Annotated in this window: 14 protein-coding genes and 1 pseudogene; 9 read left to right on the top strand and 6 right to left on the bottom strand. The window is 61.3% G+C overall.

Annotated elements, in window-relative coordinates:
- Positions 1-66 precede the first annotated feature (66 nt).
- Positions 67-714: a peptide-methionine (S)-S-oxide reductase MsrA gene (gene msrA, locus AC3ISR_RS02300; RefSeq protein ID WP_192298299.1), complete on the top strand. Its 648-nt coding sequence runs from the start codon at positions 67-69 to the stop codon at positions 712-714.
- Between the two features lie 155 nt (positions 715-869).
- Here msrA and AC3ISR_RS02295 read toward each other — a convergent pair whose 3' ends face one another.
- A complete protein-coding gene (locus tag AC3ISR_RS02295) occupies positions 870-1,706 on the bottom strand; it encodes a 23S rRNA (adenine(2030)-N(6))-methyltransferase RlmJ (protein ID WP_192298300.1) in 837 nt (278 codons plus the stop codon).
- A 220-nt stretch (positions 1,707-1,926) separates the two neighbouring features.
- Here AC3ISR_RS02295 and AC3ISR_RS02290 point away from each other — a divergent pair, with 220 nt between their 5' ends.
- Complete coding sequence (locus tag AC3ISR_RS02290) at positions 1,927-3,204, top strand: O-acetylhomoserine aminocarboxypropyltransferase/cysteine synthase family protein (RefSeq protein ID WP_192298301.1); 1,278 nt, start codon at positions 1,927-1,929, stop codon at positions 3,202-3,204.
- Here AC3ISR_RS02290 and AC3ISR_RS02285 read toward each other — a convergent pair.
- Together AC3ISR_RS02285 and AC3ISR_RS02280 are read right to left on the bottom strand one after the other, a co-directional pair.
- A complete protein-coding gene (locus AC3ISR_RS02285) occupies positions 3,190-3,873 on the bottom strand; it encodes a DUF4123 domain-containing protein (protein ID WP_463983863.1) in 684 nt (227 codons plus the stop codon). The two genes, AC3ISR_RS02290 and AC3ISR_RS02285, sit on opposite strands and share 15 nt — an antisense overlap.
- 16 nt (positions 3,874-3,889) lie before the next feature.
- Entirely contained in the window at positions 3,890-5,884 is a 1,995-nt protein-coding gene (locus AC3ISR_RS02280; RefSeq protein ID WP_463983862.1) for a type VI secretion system Vgr family protein, read from the bottom strand.
- A 334-nt stretch (positions 5,885-6,218) separates the two neighbouring features.
- Here AC3ISR_RS02280 and AC3ISR_RS02275 point away from each other — a divergent pair, with 334 nt between their 5' ends.
- Together AC3ISR_RS02275 and AC3ISR_RS02270 are read left to right on the top strand one after the other, a co-directional pair.
- Positions 6,219-7,166 (top strand): hypothetical protein, encoded by a 948-nt coding sequence (locus AC3ISR_RS02275; protein WP_463983861.1) that lies wholly within the window; start codon positions 6,219-6,221, stop codon positions 7,164-7,166.
- Positions 7,156-7,530, top strand: coding sequence for a hypothetical protein (locus tag AC3ISR_RS02270; RefSeq protein WP_463983860.1), 375 nt, complete (start codon positions 7,156-7,158; stop codon positions 7,528-7,530). The genes AC3ISR_RS02275 and AC3ISR_RS02270 overlap by 11 nt, the downstream gene beginning before the upstream one ends.
- A gap of 68 nt (positions 7,531-7,598) precedes the next feature.
- Here AC3ISR_RS02270 and putP read toward each other — a convergent pair whose 3' ends face one another.
- On the bottom strand, positions 7,599-9,083 hold the full coding sequence (putP, locus tag AC3ISR_RS02265) for a sodium/proline symporter PutP (RefSeq protein ID WP_192298306.1): 1,485 nt from the start codon (positions 9,081-9,083) through the stop codon (positions 7,599-7,601).
- 459 nt (positions 9,084-9,542) lie between these two features.
- Here putP and putA point away from each other — a divergent pair, with 459 nt between their 5' ends.
- Entirely contained in the window at positions 9,543-13,496 is a 3,954-nt protein-coding gene (gene putA / locus AC3ISR_RS02260; RefSeq protein WP_192298307.1) for a trifunctional transcriptional regulator/proline dehydrogenase/L-glutamate gamma-semialdehyde dehydrogenase, read from the top strand.
- 213 nt (positions 13,497-13,709) lie between these two features.
- Positions 13,710-15,512 carry an acyl-CoA dehydrogenase gene (locus AC3ISR_RS02255; protein ID WP_192298308.1) on the top strand — a complete coding sequence of 601 codons (1,803 nt, stop codon included), beginning with the start codon at positions 13,710-13,712 and terminating at the stop codon, positions 15,510-15,512.
- 474 nt (positions 15,513-15,986) lie between these two features.
- Here AC3ISR_RS02255 and AC3ISR_RS02250 read toward each other — a convergent pair whose 3' ends face one another.
- A complete protein-coding gene (locus tag AC3ISR_RS02250) occupies positions 15,987-16,283 on the bottom strand; it encodes a cell division protein ZapA (RefSeq protein ID WP_192298309.1) in 297 nt (98 codons plus the stop codon).
- Entirely contained in the window at positions 16,280-16,510 is a 231-nt protein-coding gene (locus AC3ISR_RS02245) for a hypothetical protein (RefSeq protein ID WP_124525484.1), read from the bottom strand. Before AC3ISR_RS02245 ends, AC3ISR_RS02250 begins: the two co-directional genes overlap by 4 nt.
- A 267-nt stretch (positions 16,511-16,777) precedes the next feature.
- On the opposite strand from AC3ISR_RS02245, the pseudogene AC3ISR_RS02240 reads away from it, so the two are divergent.
- From AC3ISR_RS02240 to AC3ISR_RS02230, 3 genes and pseudogenes are all read left to right on the top strand, one after another.
- Positions 16,778-17,500, top strand: a pseudogene (locus AC3ISR_RS02240) (MCP four helix bundle domain-containing protein); the annotation flags it as partial.
- A 30-nt stretch (positions 17,501-17,530) separates the two neighbouring features.
- Positions 17,531-18,403, top strand: a complete 873-nt coding sequence (locus tag AC3ISR_RS02235; RefSeq protein WP_370694905.1) for a methyl-accepting chemotaxis protein — start codon at positions 17,531-17,533, stop codon at positions 18,401-18,403.
- Positions 18,404-18,637: 234 nt separating this feature from the next.
- A complete protein-coding gene (locus AC3ISR_RS02230) occupies positions 18,638-20,380 on the top strand; it encodes a potassium/proton antiporter (protein ID WP_192298311.1) in 1,743 nt (580 codons plus the stop codon).

Here is a 20,380-nt window from a genome sequence, read left to right as displayed (position 1 = left end):
GTAACACTCGGGCACACTGGCTGTCTGACTCTTTACCGCTAACCCAACCTGACGAGAGGACTGATCATGGTCTTGCGCTCGGAAATTCTGGTGAATAAAAACGTGCTTCCTACTGCAGAACAAGCTTTGCCTGGCCGCGAAACCCCGATGGCGCTGCCCGAAACCCACTTCGTCAACGGCAACCCGTTGCTCGGCCCTTTCCTGGATGACGTCGGTTTCGCGATCTTCGGCCTGGGATGCTTCTGGGGCGCCGAGCGTAAATTCTGGCAGCGCGACGGCGTCGTCAGCACGGTGGTCGGCTACGCCGGCGGCTTCACGCCGAACCCGACCTACGAAGAAGTCTGCTCGGGCCTGACCGGCCACAGCGAAGTGGTGCTGGTGGTGTACGACCAGGCCAAGGTGAAATACGAAGACTTGCTGAAGATGTTCTGGGAACTGCACAACCCGACCCAGGGCATGCGCCAGGGCAATGACATTGGCAGCCAATACCGCTCGGTGATCTATGCGACCACGCCGGAGCAATTGGCGGCGGCGCAAGCCAGCGCGCAGGCTTATCAGCAAGAGCTGAACAAGGCCGGGCTGGGTGAGATCACCACCGAGATCGACCAGGCACCCACGGTGTACTTCGCCGAGGCATATCACCAGCAGTATCTGGCGAAGAATCCGCAGGGCTACTGCGGGATCGGCGGCACAGGCGTGACCTGCCCGATCTAAGAGAGCGCCGCTAATCAAAATGTGGGAGCGGGCTTGCTCGCGAAAGCGTTGGATCAGTCAACTGATTCTGTGACTGACACTCCGTATTCGCGAGCAAGCCCGCTCCCACAAAAGCCCGCTCCCACATTTGGTTCTGTGTCTGGCCTTAGAGCTGATTACTCAGCGATCAACCAATCCATCTGCCACCCGCCCTGGGTCTGCCCCAGCTGCTTGGACAACCACGGCAGCAGCTCACGCAATTCCTCCTCCAAACCCCACGGCGGGTTGGCGATCGCCAGGCCCGAGCCGGTCAGGGTGTTCGGCGTATCCAGCGGATGCACCAACAACTCCACGCGCAGCAACTTCGGCGCACCAGTGCCGGCCAGGTCCTGGTAGAAGCGGCGCAACATGCGCTGGTCTTTCACCGGATACCAGATCGCAGCGACGGTCTGGCGCATGCGGCTCACGGCTTCCTTGAGGGAAGCGGCGCAGCGCTGCATCTCGTCGAGTTTCTCGAACGGCGGATCGATCAGCATCAGTGCGCGTTTTTCCGGCACCGGCAACAGGGCACGCGGCACGTGCCAGCCTTCGCCCAGGTGCACTTTGACGCGGCGATCACCCTTCATATTGTCCTTGAGCAGCAGGCCGTCTTCCGGGTGCTTCTCGTTGAGCAACACACGATCCTGCGGCCGCGTGAGGCGGCGCGCCAGCTCCGGCGAGCCCGGGTAGTAGCGCAACTGGCCATCCGGATTCATCTCGTGCAGCACGCGCATGTAATCGGCGGTCAGTGGCGGCAGGTCGCTTTGGCCCCACAGGCGCGCGATGCCTTCCAGGTATTCACCCGTGCGGTTGGCCTGGTCGCCCTGCAGGTCGTACAGACCGATACCGGCGTGGGTGTCGAGGTAGGCGAACGGCTGCTCCTTGCGCGACATCAGGGCGATGAGGCGGGTCAAGGTCAGGTGTTTGAAGACATCGGCGTGGTTGCCGGCGTGAAAGGCGTGACGATAATTCATGGTTGCTCCTGCGCAGGGGGCGAAGTTTACCTTTTACGCGGGCTCAGGTGCAGTGCGGTGCTTATGCTTAAAGCGCAGGAACCTCGCTGAAAATGATCTAGCCCGTTATGTGGAAGCGGGCTTGCCCGCGATGCAGGCGACGCGGTATTACCTGCACACCGCGGTGATGCTATCGCAGGCAAACCAGCTCCCACACTGTCCAAGGAGGTCAATAACAATCATGAAAGACGCCACTATCGCACTGCACCACGGCTTCAAGTCGGACCCCACCACCAAGGCCGTCGCGGTGCCGATCTACCAGAACGTCGCCTTCGAATTCGATAACGCCCAGCACGGCGCCGACCTGTTCAACCTGGACGTGCCCGGCAATATCTACACGCGCATCATGAACCCGACCAACGACGTGCTGGAGCAACGTATCGCAGCCTTGGAAGGCGGTATTGCGGCCCTGGCCGTGTCGGCTGGCAGCGCGGCGATCCACTATGCGATCCAGACCCTGACCCGCGCCGGCGACAACATCGTCACCACGCCGCAGCTCTACGGCGGCACCTACACCCTGTTTGCGCACCTGCTGCCAAGCTTTGGCGTGGACGTACGCTTCGCCCGTGACGACTCCGCGCAAGCCATCGCCGAGCTGATCGACGACAACACCAAGCTGGTGTACTGCGAAAGCATCGGCAACCCGGCGGGCAATATCGTCGACCTGCAAGCCCTGGCGGACGTCGCCCACGCCCGAGGCGTGCCGCTGATGGTGGATAACACCGTGGCCACGCCGATCCTGTGCAAGCCCATCAGCTTCGGCGCCGACATCGTGGTGCACTCGGTGACCAAGTACATCGGCGGCCATGGCAACTCCCTGGGCGGCGTGATCGTCGACAGCGGCACCTTCCCCTGGAGCGATTACCCGGAGAAATTCCCCGGCCTCAACAACCCCGAGCCGGCCTATCACGGCGTGGTCTACACCGAAAAATTCGGCCCCGCCGCCTTTATCGCCCGCGCCCGCACCGTGCCGCTGCGCAATACCGGCGCGGCGTTGGCCCCGATGAACGCGTTCCTGCTGCTGCAAGGCCTGGAAACCCTGGCCCTGCGCATGGAGCGCCACACCGAGAACGCATTGAAAGTTGCGCAGTTCCTGCAAGGCCATGCCGAGGTGGAGTGGGTCAGCTACGCGGGCCTGCCGGATCACCCGCACCACGCGCTGGCGCAGAAATACCTGCAAGGCAAACCGTCGGCGATCCTGTCGTTTGGCTTGAAGGGCGGCTACGCGGCCGGGGTGCGCTTCTACGACGCGCTGCAAATCTTCAAGCGCCTGGTGAATATCGGCGATGCCAAATCCCTGGCCTGCCACCCGGCCTCCACCACCCACCGGCAGATGAACGAGCAAGAACAGGCCAAGGCCGGGGTCAAGCCGGAGATGATTCGCCTGTCGGTGGGCATCGAGGCGATTGAAGACCTGATCGAGGATTTGCAGCAGGCGTTGGGCTCAACCCAGCTCTGAGGCGAGGTAACCGGCCAACCCCGCATGGCTGATCTGCCGCCCGCGCGCGAAGTAGGCGACCTTGTGCCGCAAGGTCGTCGGCGTGAAGGCGGTATGGAGGTCCGGGCGTTGCTCTTCGAGCCCTTGCAACAGGTTGTCGATAAGGGTTCGGCGCGATCGCCCGGCCAGCTGTTCGAGCAGCGACGCCGGCACGTGCCACCACGGGCCGGGGTTGGCAACCGCCACCGGGCCGGTCGCCACGCTCAGCGACTGACCGTTGATCAGGTAGCGTTGGAACACGGGCAATAGCTCCGCGCCGCACTGCTGAACGATCGGCCACCACTGCACCCCGTCCCAGAACCGCAAGAACACCTCCTGGCCATCCGGCAGGAAGACCTTGGTCAGGCTTTGCAGGTGCGCGACCACACTTTCCAGCGGGCTGGACGAAACCGCCAGCCAACCCCAGTCGGTGGTCTCGGTGGCGGCGACCCAGTCGAGGAACGGACTGCCCGGTTCGACGATGGCGACGTAGGGCATCACCTCGCTCCATGTCCCATAGGGCGTGCCGGCCCAAACGGGTTGCAGAGGCGTTCCGGCGGCCAGCGCTCGCCAGGCGTCCACTGGCTTGGCGTCGCTGGCGGCGCCCAGTATGGCGAAGACCTGTTCACCCGCACGCAAGGATTGATGCATCGATGTAGGCTCCTTTTCAGGCAACGGCGCACTGGCCATTTTTGCAACGCTCACACTCTTCGCAGAACGGCGCACTGCGCTTGAGGCTGGCGACTTGTACGCGACTCAACGGTGCAGGAATCACCGTCTGCAACGCCTCCTTCAGCCCAGGCCGCAACGGCGCCGACACCACAGTGGGTGCACCACCGGGCTGGATCGGCACGCTGCTGAAAATCCCGCCGGCCGACAAGGTGATCGATTGCCCCCCGGCCTGGATCGTCACGCTCGCGCCCGCATCGATCACCACGCTTTGCCCGGCGCCAATCTGAATGGTGCCTGCGGCCCGCATCTGCTGCGAACCGCCGACCAGCAGATGATCATCCCTCTTGAGTTCGATCAGGCGATTGCCGTGGGTGATGCGCTGCTCCTCGCCTTGCAGTTCGTGGTGCGACTCGCCGCCCACCGTGATCCGCCGCCGGTTGTCGACCTGCACCTGCTGGTCATGCAGCACATGCTGGGTCCAATCGCGCTGGGCACGCAGGTAGATTTCCTCGGCGCCCTTGCGGTCCTCGATGCGCAGCTCGTTGTAACCGCCACCCCCGGGGCTGCTGTGGCTGCGCAAGATGCTGCGGGTCTTGTCCGCCGGCAGGTCGAGGGGCAGCGGCGTCGCCGCGTTGGGCAGGCAACCCATCACCAACGGCATGTCCACGTCGCCATTGACGAAGCCCACCAACACTTCCATGCCCACTCGCGGGATCAGCACCGCGCCATAGCGGTCATGGGCCCAACCGCTGGCCACCCGCAGCCAGCAACTGGAATGGTCGTTGTGTTCGCCATTGCGATCCCAGGCCAGTTGCACCTTGACCCTTCCGTATTCGTCACAATGGATTTCGCTGTCGGCGGGGCCCGTGACCACTGCGTTCTGATACCCCGAAATACTCGGGCGCCCAGGCAACGGTGGACGAAAGATCACATCCCACGGTGCCGCCACAAATTCATTGCGATACCCCTGGCGAAACTCCCCGCCCGGCACCTCGGTGACCGCCTCTTCCAGAACCTGGGGTTGCTTGCCTTCGTGGACGATATGGGTCACCAGCCACAAATCATTCCACTCCTCGCGCGGGTGCCCGGCCAGCTTGAGAAACCCGCCACTGACCAACGCCGGTTCATCGCCACTGCCCCGGGCGATTCGATAGTCGCTGCGATAGCGCTCCAGGCCACGCTGCGCCAGGTACTTGCCATGGGCGCGGTCGCTGAAGTGCGCGGGGTAGTCCTGCGCCTCAAGGTGGGGAAGCTGCTCGCCGGCCACCGTGCTTTCCAGCGTCAGACGCGGCTTGCGCCAGTCGTAATCACGCAGATTCAGCGCTGTAGTACGCGTCTCCAATTGCACCGCAAAACGCTTGATCGCCGGGGCGTGCGCAACCATCCCGGAACCGGGGGAGTAAGGGCTGGGCCGGTCAGGCTGGGCAAACACCGTCTGGTCATCGCCAAACACCAGCAGGTGCCGCTCGACGCAATGCTGGAAGTGATAGTGCATGCCAGCCTCGGCACACAGCCGCTGGACGAACGCCAGGTCGGTCTCGCCAAACTGCACGCAATACTCACGCTCGGGATACGTACCACTGAGGCGGAACTCAAAACGATCGCCCTGAATGCCCTGCGCGGTCAGCACCTGCGCAACCATCTGCGGCACCGTCTTGTGTTGGAAGATGCGCTGGTGGCTGCTGTGGGCCAGGTAGGCCAACTGTGGAACCAGACTGAGTTGATAACGCGTCAGCCGGCGCCCCGAGTCACCTTGAGCCACGCGATAGACCACGCCGTGAATGCCATGACCCTGCGCGTCGAAACCCAGGTACATCTGACGATGCAGCAGGCCTTCGAGATCCAGATCAGGCTGTTCGCTGACCAATTCAAGATCAAAACAATAGGGTTGGCTGAGGGCTTCGGTGCCCGTGAAGCTCAAGACCTTTAAGTCACTGGCAAGCCCATCCAGGGTCAGGGTGAAGGCACTTTGATTGGCAGGAGCGAACATCCGGTGTTTCTCTGCGAAGGGGTGGGCCGGGGATAGTGCCTCAGCCACTTGCCGTACTGATCACAGCGCCAACAAATCAGTAATTCCTTACGTCACGGGTTTGCTTTTCGCCCGATCACGTTTGCCTGGGTTTTCAGCGCAAAAAAGCAGGCATCTGACGGAAGCTTTTCGTCACCGCGTAGCCCGTTTCCCAAACTGAAAAAACCACCCCCCAATTCCCCCTGCATAACCACGACGTTTTCCGGGCAACTGATTAAATTTCGCTGCCATGTTCACTCCAAAGGAATGCGTTCATGGCAGGACATCTCGACCCCCAATCGCTGAGGGACTTGTAATGCCTCAGCCCTATGCCTTTATCAATGAGCGGCCACTGACGTCTGTGGAACTCAAGGCGAGCTTGTGCATGAGCCGACACGCCGAAGCCAAGTTTGACGCGCTGAATACGCATATCCGCAATGTGGTGGTGCTGCCGGGACAACTGGTGATCATCGGTGACCACACCACCTCAGCCTGCACCGCAGAGGAGTCATGCCTGGTGCGCGCCGCCTGGGATGTCCGCCATAGCGTAACGGCCCATGGCGGGGCTGCCTTTGCGCTGCAGAATTATGATTTGCTGCAAAAACTACTCGGATACGCTTCGCTGGGGATAGGTACCGCGGGGGATGCCTGGAGCCGGCATTTGCAGGAAATCGTGAAAACTCTCGATGAAATCGAGGCCCTGCATAAACAGTCGCTGCGCCGAGGCGGTGGGGCTGCGCGAGATGATTTTTTGGCTCGGCGCAAAGTGCTGTTTGCCAAACTGGAAGCGCAAATGCGCAGCTTTGCGCGCTACGGCACGGGCCTGCGCAATGAAGGATCGATCAAGAAAATGCTGGGGATATCGACCAGGAGCTATTTGCACACAGGGGAGATCAATCGATACGCAGAAACGATTGCCAAAATTTCGAAGACGGCGAAGCTGCTTAAACACGGCACGCCGTTGGGGATAGCGTTGAGTACGACAGCGACGGCGCTGGAGATCAAGGAGGCGTGTTCTACCGGGAGGGAGGAACAGTGTACGAAGGCGAAGTATGTGGAACTAGGGAAGCTAAGTGCGGGGGTTGTTGGAGGTTCCGTGGGGGGGATTGCCGGGACAGCCCTATGCGTTGCTGTATTGGGTGCCAGCACTGGCCCAGGGGCCTTGGCCTGCTTATTGATTAGCGGAGGTATTGGCGGTGCAACGGGTGGATACTTCGGGGGCATGGGCGGAGAAAAGGTAGGTGAGTATTTATATGAGTATTGATGAATTCCTGAGGTTTCCACCCATCATATTGCTCGCCATTACCTCAATATCAGCAGCAATCATCACGAACATAATGATGATCTTCTTTTGCTACCTAAAACTTGAGTCCATGGAAGCGCGCCTGAACAAATGTCGTCTGGTCGCCGTTCACAGCAGTTTTTGGGGTTGCTCACATAGAGGCCGGGTGGCGAGGCTTTGCGCAGTGTATTGCGCTATCGCACTACCCCGGCTCAACGCAAGAAGAGGCATCGTTGACCTGGAGCAAGTGCGGGCCTTTCCCCGCAAAACAAAAATCCTGCTTCACATAATGTTCCTGCTCTGCACACTGAGCCTGGTGGGAATGGTCGTGGCTGCCACAGACTGACCCGCAGAAACAAAAACGGCCCGCCATCCAAAGGATGCGGGCCGTTTTCTCAACTCAACAAGAGATTTTTACTTGTTGAGGTTGTAGTCCTTCTCCGCCGCATCAAAGCGCTCGACCATACCTGCAGTCGGTGCGCCCAGCTTGCTCACGAAGTAGATCGCCAGGCTGGCGAAGATGAAGCCCGGGATGATTTCGTACAGGCCCAGTAGCTCGAAGTGTTTCCACACGATCACGGTGATCGCGCCGACCAGGATGCCAGCCAAGGCACCGTTGCGGGTCATGCCTTTCCAGATTACCGAGATCAGCACCACAGGGCCGAACGCCGCGCCGAAACCGGCCCAGGCGTAGCTCACCAGGCCCAGCACACGGTTGTTCGGGTTGGCGGCCATGGCGATGGCGATCAGGGCAACCAGCAGCACCATCAGGCGGCCAACCCATACCAGCTCACGCTGGGAAGCGTTTTTGCGCAGGAAAGTCTTGTAGAAGTCTTCGGTCAGGGCGCTGGAGCACACCAGCAACTGGCAGCTCAGGGTGCTCATCACGGCAGCCAGGATGGCCGACAGCAGCACGCCAGCAATCCACGGGTTGAACAGCAGCTTGGCCAGTTCGATGAACACACGCTCGTGGTTCTCGGTCACAGGGCCGGCCACTTCCGGGTGCGCCGAGAAGTAAGCGATGCCGAAGAAGCCTACGGCCACGGTGCCGCCCAGGCACAGGATCATCCAGGTCATGGAGATGCGGCGCGCCTTGGCAATCGACTTCACCGAATCCGCCGCCATGAAACGCGCGAGGATGTGCGGCTGGCCGAAGTAACCCAGGCCCCAGCCCATCAGCGAGATGATGCCGATGAAGGTGGTGTTCTTCAGCATGTTGAAGTTGTCAGGGTTCTTGGCTTCGATGGCCAGGAAGGTGGTGTCGACGCCGCCGGTGGCCAGCAGCACGATGATCGGCGTAAGGATCAGCGCGAAGATCATCAGGGTGGCTTGTACGGTATCTGTCCAGCTCACTGCCAGAAAACCACCGACGAAGGTGTAGGCAATGGTCGCAGCAGCACCGGCCCACAGCGCGGTCTCGTAGGACATGCCGAAGGTGCTTTCGAACAGACGGGCGCCAGCCACGATGCCCGAAGCGCAGTAGATGGTGAAGAACACCAGGATCACCACGGCGGAGATGATCCGCAGCAGGCCGCTCTTATCTTCGAAACGGCTGGAGAAGTAGTCCGGCAGGGTCAGGGCGTCGCCGTTGTGTTCGGTCTGTACCCGCAGGCGACCGGCCACGAACAGCCAGTTGAGGTAGGCACCGACGATCAGGCCGATGGCGATCCAGCTTTCCGACAGGCCGGACATGTAAATCGCGCCGGGCAGGCCCATCAACAACCAGCCACTCATATCGGACGCACCAGCCGACAAGGCCGTGACCACGCTACCGAGGCTGCGACCGCCGAGGATGTAATCGGAAAGGTTATTGGTGGAGCGATAGGCCATGAAGCCGATCAGCACCATTGCTGCGATGTAGATCACGAACGTGATCAGGGTTGGATTGCTAACGCTCATATGAGTGACGCCCTGGCTTTGTTTTTATGTAGCGACGGTCTGTCAGACGGCCACCCACTGAAAGTAGGTAGACGTAACTGCGTGCCGCGCATTTATGACTGACGTTTCCCCAGGAAAGCCGTCAGCCGATGAACCAAACCTTGCGGTGGTTGCACCTAGGGCGCGAATCCTATTCAACAAACTAAATAAGGTGCAACCAGTTTCTCGAGAATAAGTTGCACCTTGATGTTAATTCCAGAAAACACCCCGTTTTTGCTCCTTTTCGGAGCAAGTACAGCCGATCTAAGAAGCAAATGCACCACCGTGAAGCGGATTCTGTTGAGGGCCGATTTTTTTCATGCCCTCCTTCAAAAATTTCATGCATAAAAAGGGTTGCACCCGGTTGCACCTCTTCATGGGCGAAGCTAATCTTGCCGCCAGCTGATGCCACTCGGTAGTGGCACCCATGAGGATAAGAAAATGGCTACGACCACCCTTGGGGTCAAACTCGACGACCCGACCCGCGAACGCCTGAAGGCGGCCGCGACCTCCATTGATCGCACGCCGCACTGGCTGATCAAGCAGGCGATTTTCAATTACCTGGAGAAACTGGAGGGTGGTGCAACCCTGACCGAACTCAATGGCTTGAGCAGCAAGGACGGCGACGACGCTGGCGAGGTCCAGACCGACCACGCGCACCAGTGCTTCCTCGAATTTGCCGAGAGCATCCTGCCGCAATCCGTGCTGCGCGCCTCGATCACAGCCGCCTACCGCCGCCCTGAGCCGGAAGTGGTGCCGATGCTGATCGAACAGGCTCGTCTGCCAGCACCAATGGCCGAAGCCACCAACAAGCTGGCTGCGTCGATCGCTGAAAAACTGCGTAACCAGAAGAGTGCCGGCGGCCGTGCCGGTATTGTTCAGGGCCTGCTGCAAGAGTTTTCCCTGTCGTCCCAGGAAGGCGTGGCACTGATGTGCCTGGCCGAAGCGCTGCTGCGCATCCCGGACAAGGGCACCCGCGACGCGCTGATCCGCGACAAAATCAGCACCGGCAACTGGCAGCCGCACCTGGGCAACAGCCCGTCGCTGTTCGTCAACGCCGCCACCTGGGGCCTGCTGCTGACCGGCAAACTGGTCGCCACCCACAACGAAGCGGGCTTGACCTCGTCCCTGAGCCGCATCATCGGCAAGAGCGGCGAGCCGATGATCCGCAAGGGCGTCGACATGGCCATGCGCCTGATGGGCGAGCAGTTCGTCACGGGTGAAACCATCGCCGAAGCCCTGGCCAACGCGAGCAAGTTCGAAGCCAAGGGCTTCCGCTATTCCTACGACATGCTCGGTGAAGCCGCACTCACCGAACACGATGCGCAGAAGTACCTGGCCTCGTACGAACAAGCCATTCACTCCATCGGCAAAGCCTCCCACGGCCGCGGGATCTATGAAGGCCCGGGCATCTCCATCAAGCTGTCGGCACTGCACCCGCGTTACAGCCGTGCGCAGTACGAGCGTGTGATGGACGAGCTGTACCCACGCCTGCTGTCCCTGACCTTGCTGGCCAAGCAATACGACATCGGCTTGAACATCGACGCCGAAGAAGCCGACCGCCTGGAGCTGTCGCTGGACCTGCTGGAACGCCTGTGCTTCGAGCCGCAACTGACCGGCTGGAACGGCATCGGCTTCGTGATCCAGGCTTACCAGAAGCGCTGCCCGTATGTGATCGACTACGTGATCGACCTGGCGCGCCGCAGCCGTCATCGCCTGATGATCCGCCTGGTAAAAGGCGCGTACTGGGACAGCGAGATCAAGCGCGCCCAGGTCGAAGGCCTGGAAGGCTACCCGGTGTACACCCGCAAGGTTTACACCGACGTGTCCTACATCGCCTGCGCACGCAAACTGCTGTCGGTGCCGGAAGTCATCTACCCGCAGTTCGCCACGCACAACGCCCACACCCTGTCGGCCATCTACCATATTGCCGGCCAGAACTATTACCCGGGCCAGTACGAGTTCCAATGCCTGCACGGCATGGGTGAACCTCTGTACGAGCAGGTTGTAGGCAAGGTTTCCGATGGCAAGCTGAACCGTCCGTGCCGCGTGTACGCTCCGGTCGGCACCCACGAAACACTGTTGGCTTACCTGGTACGTCGCCTGCTGGAAAACGGCGCCAACACCTCGTTCGTCAACCGCATCGCCGACCAGTCCATCTCGATTCAGGAGCTGGTGGCCGATCCGGTGGCCAGCATCGAGCAAATGGCCACACTGGAAGGCGGCTTCGGCCTGCCACACCCGCGCATTCCATTGCCCCGCGACCTGTACGGCAGCGACCGCGCCAACTCGGCCGGTATCGACCTGGCCAACGAGCATCGCCTGGCATCGCTGTCCTGCGCCCTGCTGGCCACTGCCCACAACAACTGGAAGGCCGCGCCGATGCTCGGCTGCGCCGCCAGTGAGCAGCCGGCGGCACCAGTGCTGAACCCGTCCGACCTGCGCGACGTGGTCGGCCACGTACAAGAAGCTACGGTCGAAGACGTCGACAACGCCATCCAGTGCGCCATCGGCGCCGGTCCGATCTGGCAGGCCACCCCGCCCGCCGAGCGTGCCGCGATCCTGGAACGCGCCGCCGACCTGATGGAAAGCGAGATCCAACCGCTGATGGGCCTGCTGGCCCGCGAAGCCGGCAAGACCTTCGCCAACGCCATCGCCGAAGTGCGCGAAGCCGTGGACTTCCTGCGTTACTACGCGGTGCAGGCACGTAACGACTTCACCAATGACGCCCACCGTCCACTGGGTCCGGTGGTGTGCATCAGCCCGTGGAACTTCCCGCTGGCGATCTTCAGCGGCCAGGTCGCCGCTGCACTGGCCGCCGGCAACCCGGTACTGGCCAAGCCTGCCGAGCAAACCCCGCTGGTCGCCGCGCAAGCCGTGCGCATCCTGCTGGAAGCCGGTATCCCGCAAGGCGTGCTGCAACTGCTGCCGGGCCAGGGCGAAACCGTGGGTGCCCGCCTGGTGGGTGATGATCGTGTCAAAGGCGTGATGTTCACTGGTTCCACCGAGGTTGCGCGCCTGCTGCAGCGCAATGTCGCCGGTCGCCTGGATGCCCAGGGCCGTCCGATCCCGCTGATCGCCGAAACCGGCGGCCAGAACGCAATGATCGTCGACTCCTCGGCACTCACCGAACAAGTGGTCATCGACGTCGTGTCCTCGGCCTTCGACAGTGCCGGTCAACGCTGCTCGGCCCTGCGCGTACTGTGCTTGCAGGAAGATTCGGCAGACCGCGTCATCGAAATGCTCAAGGGCGCCATGGCCGAATGCCGTCTGGGCAACCCGGAGCGCCTGTCCGTAGACATCGGCCCGGTGATCGACGCCGAAGCCAAGGCGGGTATCGAGAAACACATCCAGGCCATGCGCGACAAGGGCCGCAATGTGTACCAGGTGGCAATCGCCGACGGTGAAGAGATCAAGCGCGGCACCTTCGTGATGCCAACCCTGATCGAACTGGAAAGCTTCGACGAACTGCAACGCGAAATCTTCGGCCCGGTACTGCACGTGGTGCGCTACAAGCGCAAAGAGATCGATCAGCTCATCGGCCAGATCAACGCGTCGGGCTACGGCCTGACCCTGGGCGTGCACACCCGTATCGACGAGACCATCGCCAAGGTGATCGACAACGTCCACGCCGGTAACGTCTACGTAAACCGCAACATCGTGGGTGCCGTGGTTGGCGTACAACCGTTCGGTGGCGAAGGCTTGTCGGGTACTGGCCCGAAAGCCGGTGGTCCGCTGTACCTGTATCGCCTGCTGTCGACTCGTCCTACGGATGCCATCGAGCAGTCCTTCGTACGTGGCGATGCCCTGGCCGCTCCAGATGTACGTCTGCGGGATGCCATGAGCCAGCCGCTGACCGCCCTGAAAACCTGGGCCGACGGCAACAAGCTCAGCGAGCTGAGCGCTCTGTGCAGCCAGTTCGCCGCGCAATCGCAAAGCGGTATCACCCGCCAACTGGCCGGCCCGACCGGCGAGCGCAACAGCTACGCCATCCTGCCCCGCGAGCACGTATTGTGCCTGGCGGAAGTAGAAGGCGACCTGCTGACGCAACTGGCGGCAGTGCTGGCGGTAGGCGGTTCGGCGGTATGGCCGGAAACTGACTTGACCAAGGCGTTGCTCCCACGCCTGCCGAAAGAAATTCAGGCGAAGATCAAGCGCGTGGCTGACTGGACCAAGGACGAAGTGGTATTCGACGCCGTTGTGCACCACGGCGACTCCGACCAACTGCGTGCGGTGTGCCAGCAAGTGGCGCAGCGCAGTGGCGCAATTGTCGGGGTGCATGGTTTGTCCCAAGGCGAGACGGCGATTGCGCTGGAACGCCTGGTGATCGAGCGGGCACTGAGCGTTAACACCGCGGCAGCGGGCGGTAACGCGAGCCTGATGACCATCGGCTAAACCTGCGGGAGCGGGCTTGCTCGCGAAAGCGGTGGGTCAGTCAACTAATTCAGTGACTGGCACTCCGTCTTCGCGGGCAAGCCCGCTCCCACATTTGGACTGCGTATCTCTCACCCGTCCGTGTTCTGCCCCTCCATCACCCAAATCAATCTTGCTATCCAGCCTCTATTTGCGCACTTAGACTCGGCCCTATTCCCACATAGGTGATCCGCCATGTCCGAGACGCTGCTCAGTTCCCGCAATCTGGCTTTCGAGCTGTACGAAGTCCTTGATGCCGAGAGCCTGACCAGGCGCGAGCGGTTTGCCGAGCACAATCGGGAAACGTTCGATGCGGCGATCAGCACCGCTCGAAACATCGCCGAAAAGTACTTCGCCCCCCATAACCGCAAGAACGACGAAAACGAGCCGCGCTACGAAAATGGCGCAGCCATCCTGATTCCCGAGGTCAAACCGGCCGTCGATGCATTCCTGGAAGCCGGCTTCCTCAACGCCGCGCGCAGCTTCGAAGCCGGTGGCATGCAGTTGCCCACCCTGCTCTCCCAGGCATGCTTTGCGCATTTCCAATCGGCCAACGCCGCATCCACGTCCTACCCGTTCCTGACCATGGGCGCCGCCAACCTGATCGAAAGCTTCGGCACCCAAGAGCAGAAACAGCGCTTCCTGCAGCCGATGATCGATGGCCGCTTCTTCGGCACCATGGCCCTGACCGAACCCCACGCGGGCTCGTCACTGTCGGATATTCGTACCCGCGCAGAACCTGCGGCCGACGGCACTTATCGTCTGAAGGGCAACAAGATCTTTATCTCCGGCGGCGATCACCCGCTGTCGGAAAACATCGTACATATGGTGCTGGCCAAGCTGCCGGACGCGCCCGCCGGGGTGAAGGGCATTTCGCTGTTCATCGTGCCCAAGTTCCTGGTCAACGACGATGGCAGCCTTGGCGAACGCAACGACGTGCTACTGGCCGGGCTGTTTCACAAGATGGGCTGGCGTGGCACCACGTCCACGGCGCTTAACTTCGGCGATAACGGCAACTGTGTCGGCTATCTGGTGGGCAAACCGCACCAGGGCTTGAGCTGCATGTTCCAGATGATGAACGAAGCGCGTATCGGCGTGGGCATGGGCGCGGTGATGCTCGGTTACGCCGGCTACCTGTATTCCCTGGAATACGCCCGTGAACGCCCGCAAGGTCGCCTGCCGGACAGCAAGGACCCGACAACGGCGCCGGTCTCGATCATTCAGCACGCGGATATAAAACGCATGCTGCTGACGCAAAAAGCCTACGTCGAAGGCGCCTTCGACCTTGGCTTGTACGCCGCACGCCTGTTCGACGACACCACCACCCTGGAGACTGAAACCGAGCGTAAACAGGCCCACGAACTGTTGGACCTGCTCACCCCCATCGTCAAATCCTGGCCCTCGGAGTTCTGCCTCAAGGCCAACGAACTGGCGATCCAGATCCTCGGCGGCCACGGCTACACCCGCGAATACCCGGTGGAGCAGTACTACCGCGACAACCGCCTGAACCCGATCCATGAAGGCACCCACGGCATCCAGTCCCTCGACTTGTTGGGGCGCAAGCTGGCGCAGAACGGCGGCGCGGGTTTGAAACAGTTGATCCGACTGATCGCCGAAACCGGCACCCGGGCGCAGGAATATCCATCACTCAATGCCCTGAGAGAACCCCTGGAGCAACTGGTCAACCGCTTGCAAAGCGTCACCATTGGCCTGCTCACGGATCTCGCCCAGGGCAAGGTCAACAGCAGCCTGGCGAATTCGGCGCTGTACTTGAAGGTGTTTGGGCATACGGTGATTGGCTGGCGCTGGCTGGAACAGGCGATTCGCGCCGAAGAAGGACTGGCCAAGGGCAATGCCGCCGACACGGCCTTCTATAAAGGCAAGCTCCAGGCCGCCCGCTACTTCCTGACCTGGGAAGTACCGGGCTGCCATCATGAATTGGCGATTCTGGAGGAGCGCGATGATACATGCCTGGGGATGCAGGATGAGTGGTTCTGATCAAACCACCCACAGCCCGTCAGCCTGATGAAAAAAGAACAGACCTGTAAGAGTTGACAGGTGCGCCTTGAGCTATTGCCCCTTAGTATCTTTGAACCGGATGGTTGTCTTGGTTTTCGTTCGGCACACGCCATTGGGCCAATCTAGAACGGAGATAACCTTCATGAGTGTCGTCGGCAAAGTCCACGCTTACATGGGCGGCAAGCAACTTCTGGGGGACGTAGTTCCCAAGAGTGAGTTTGCAACGCATATCCAGAGAGGTGACACATACAAAACGGGTGTGAACACCTACCTAGTACTCGAAAAACACTGGCACTTACTTCCCAGCAGCTCGAATGCAGAGATCACGCTAACAGTTGTCACGGTGGAGGGGCTGCCCCATTGATGACGGGCTAACCTATTCTTAGCCCATCATCGAATGAATAAATGACGCCACCAACATGGCGTCATTTATTCATTCTTGAGCCCGGGCATTTAGTCACCTTGCCCGACAGCTCGTGAGATCACCTCGACCGTGGCGCTGACTTGCTCTTGGTAACGGTCGAGTTCCTCCTGGTGCGCCTGCTGCATTTCGATCTGTTCGGCGCACAGGTTCAACGCCGCCAGCACCAGTAACTTGTCCCCGATCAGGGTCGGGTACTTTTTCTTGGTGGTGGCCAGGGAGGCCTTGAGCATGGTCACGGCGTGCATCAGGGTTTTGTCTTCCCCGGCTGGCGCCTTGATCGAGTAATCCTCGCCGAGAATCGAAACGACCTTTATCCCTTCATTCATGCGCCGACCGGACCTGCGCTCACACGCTCAACCAACGCTTGGATACGGGCGGCGGTGGCGCCTTGTTTTTCTTCCTGTTCCATCAGGCTCAGTTGCAGGCTGTCGTTCTCATCCTTGGCGCGAGCCAGTTCGGCCTTGAGGGATTCGTTGCTGCCCAACAGATCCTGGTTCTGCTGTACCAGGTCGCTGACCAGTTGTTCCAATTGGCTGAGGGATGCTTCTAACATTTTGATTTCTCGGGCTTTTTCAAAGGGCGGTGACGATAAAGAAAATTCACCTCGGATGCCAGGGTTATCCCCGGCGCGCAGCCTGATTATTCAGGGCCGGGCCGCGCTTTCGAGCCTTAGTGACTGCAATTCGCCCATCTGGTTCCTGAACCTCGTCGGATGCGACAAAAACGCACAGCCCCCTTTAGACTTTAGTCGTACGACCGATAGAGAGGCACACCCCGTATCACGCCCGCACGGATCGCGCTTCTCCCCCAGGATTCCAGCATGTCCCTTCGTAATATGAATATCGCGCCGCGCGCCTTTCTTGGCTTCGCGTTTATCGGCGCACTCATGTTGTTTCTCGGCGTGTTCGCCTTGAACCAGATGAGCAAGATCCGTGGCGCCGCCGAAGACATCACCCTGTCCAGCGTGCCGAGCATTCGCGCACTGGATGAGTTCACCCAGCTGACCCTGCGCCTGCGCGTCCTGTCCTACCGTTTGCTGACCAACCGCGAGCCGGACGTGCAGCAGAAGACCCTGGAAACCTTTGAACTGCGCGACCAGCAGATCCGCGCCGCCCAGGGCATTTACGAAAAACTCATCGACAGCCGCGAAGAGCGCGCCGCCTATGACGAGTACGTCACCTTGCTCGGCCAGTACCGTCAGATCGAAACGCGCATGAAGAGCCTGTCCCAGGCCAATCAGGTGGAAGCCCTGCGCACCCTGATCAACACCGAGCTGCTGAGCAACTCCGAGCAGGTCAACGCCGTGCTGGCACGCCTGCTGGACATCAACAACAAGATGGCCCTGGTCACCAATCAGCAAGCCAAGGATCAATACGACCTGGCTTTCGACCTGGTGGTAGGCCTGCTGGTACTGGCCACCGCGCTGACTGTACTGTTCGCCTGGCTGCTGACCCGCAGCATCACCGTGCCTATCGCCCAGGCCCTGGAAGCCGCCGAAGAAGTCGCCGAAGGCAACCTGACGCGCCCGATCAAGGTCGACGGCAACGACGAAGCCGGCCGCCTGCTGGCCGCCATGGCCAAGATGCAGGACAAACTGCGCGACACCCTGCAACGCATCGCCGGGTCCGCCACCCAACTCGCCTCGGCCGCCGAAGAGCTGAACGCCGTCACCGACGAAAGCGCCCGTGGCCTGACCCAGCAAAACAACGAGATCGAACAAGCCGCCACCGCCGTCAATGAAATGACCAGCGCCGTCGAAGAAGTCGCGCGCAATGCCGTAAGCACCTCCGAAGCCTCGCGCAACGCCACCACCTCGGCCGGTGACGGGCGTGATCTGGTGCAGGAAACCGTCAGCGCCATCGAACGCATGAGCGGTGATGTGCAAGCCACCGCCACATTGATTGGCGACCTGGCCAATGAGTCGCGGGACATCGGCAAGGTACTGGACGTGATTCGCGGCCTCGCCGACCAGACCAACCTGCTGGCCCTCAACGCCGCCATCGAAGCCGCCCGCGCCGGTGAAGCCGGACGTGGTTTCGCGGTGGTCGCCGATGAAGTGCGCGCCCTGGCACATCGTACCCAGCAATCCACCAGCGAGATCGAGCGGATGATCGGCAGCATCCAGGCCGGCACCGAACACGCGGTGGATTCGATGCGCAACAGCACCGAGCGTGCGGAATCGACGCTGAACATCGCCAAAGGTGCAGGGATGTCGCTGGATACCATCAACACTGCGATTGTCGAGATCAACGAGCGCAACCTGGTGATCGCCAGCGCCGCGGAAGAACAGGCGCAGGTGGCGCGGGAAGTGGACCGCAACCTGGTGAATATCCGCGATCTGTCGGTGCAATCGGCGACGGGCGCCAACCAGACCAGTGCGGCGAGCAGTGAGTTGTCGCGATTGGCGGTGGATTTGAATGGGATGGTCGGCCGTTTCCGCCTCTAACTGACACACCTCGGCCAAAAATGTGGGAGCGGGCTTGCTCGCGAAAGCGGTGTATCAGTCGCCAGGTGTATCGACTGGCACACCGCTTTCGCGAGCAAGCCCGCTCCCACATTGGATCTTCGCCAACCTGCAAAAGCTTTTTGACAGCGCAGCAATTCAACAGGTTAGAATCGCTGGCACGCAGACTGCATGGTCAGTTTGCGCCCCGTCTTGTTTGCCCATGGAGTACTGCCTTTGAATGCGACGACCATCAACAGCCTGTTCTTGATCGGCGCGTTGCTGGTGAGTGCGAGCATTCTGGTGAGTTCTCTTTCGTCCCGCCTGGGGATTCCGATCCTGGTGATCATCCTGGCCGTGGGCATGGTTGCCGGTGTCGATGGCGGCGGCATCATCTTTGACAATTACCCGACCGCCTACCTGGTGGGCAACCTCGCACTGGCCGTGATCCTGCTCGACGGCGGCTTGCGCACCCGGGTGGCGAGTTTCCGCGTGGCACTCTGGCCAGCGTTGTCGCTGGCCACGGTGGGGGTGTTGATTACCACCGGCCTCACCGGCATGGCCGCGGCCTGGCTGTTCGACCTCAATATCATCCAGGGCTTGTTGATTGGCGCGATTGTCGGCTCGACCGACGCCGCCGCCGTGTTCTCGCTGCTGGGCGGCAAGGGCCTCAACGAACGGGTGACCGCCAGCCTGGAGATCGAGTCCGGCAGCAACGACCCGATGGCGGTGTTTCTCACCGTCACCCTGATCGACATGCTCGCCAGCGGCCAGACCGGCCTGCACTGGAGCCTGCTGACCCACCTGGTACGCGAATTCGGCATCGGCGGCGTCGTCGGCCTCGGGGGCGGCTGGCTGATGCTGCAAATGGTCAACCGCATCAACCTGGCCACCGGCCTGTACCCGATCCTGGTGATCGCCGGCGGCCTGTTCGTCTTCGCCGTGACCAACGCCCTGCACGGCAGCGGCTTCCTCGCCGTGTACCTGTGCGGCCTGGTGATCGGCAACCGGCCGGTGCGCAGCCGTCATGGCATTTTGCATATGCTCGACGGCATGGCCTGGCTCGCACAGATCGGCATGTTCCTGGTGCTGGGCCTGCTGGTCACGCCCCATGACCTGCTGCCGATTGCCCTGCCGGCCCTGGGCCTGGCGCTATGGATGATCCTGTTTGCGCGGCCGCTGTCGGTGATCGTCGGCCTGCTGCCGTTCAAGGCGTTCCACGGCCGCGAAAAAGCCTTTATCGCCTGGGTAGGCCTGCGCGGCGCGGTGCCGATCATTCTCGCGGTGTTCCCGCTGATGGCCGGCCTGCCCCACGCGCAGCTGTACTTCAACCTGGCGTTCTTTATCGTGCTGGTCTCGCTGCTGGTGCAGGGCACGAGCCTGCCGTGGGTGGCCAAGCTGCTCAAGGTCACCGTACCACCGGACCCGGCGCCGATTTCCCGCGCGGCCCTGGAAGTGCACGTCACCAGCGAGTGGGAGCTGTTCGTCTACCGCCTGGGTGCCGAGAAATGGTGCATCGGCGCCGCCCTGCGCGAGCTGAAAATGCCCGAGGGCACGCGGATCGCCGCACTGTTCCGTGGCCAGCAACTGCTCCACCCGTCGGGTAGTACGGTGCTGGAAGTCGGCGACTTGCTCTGCGTGATCGGCCACGAACACAACCTGCCGGCCCTGGGCAAACTGTTCAGCCAGGCGCCGCAACGCGGCCTCGACCTGCGCTTCTTCGGCGACTTCGTCCTCGAAGGCGACGCCCAGCTGGGCGCAGTTTCCGCCCTGTACGGCCTGAAACTGGAAGGCATCGACCCAGACATGCCGCTGAGCAGCTTCATCACCCAGAAAGTCGGCGGCGCGCCCATCGTCGGCGACCAGGTGGAATGGAACAACACCATCTGGACCGTCGCGGTCATGGACGGGAACAAGATCGGCAAAGTGGGCGTCAGATTCCCCGAAGGAAGTCGCCCGGGCCCCGGACTCTTCCTCTAA

The organism is Pseudomonas sp. GL_117, from assembly GCF_057835125.1.
Note: the sequence above shows the minus strand (reverse complement) of the source record. Positions and strands in the feature narration are given on the sequence as shown.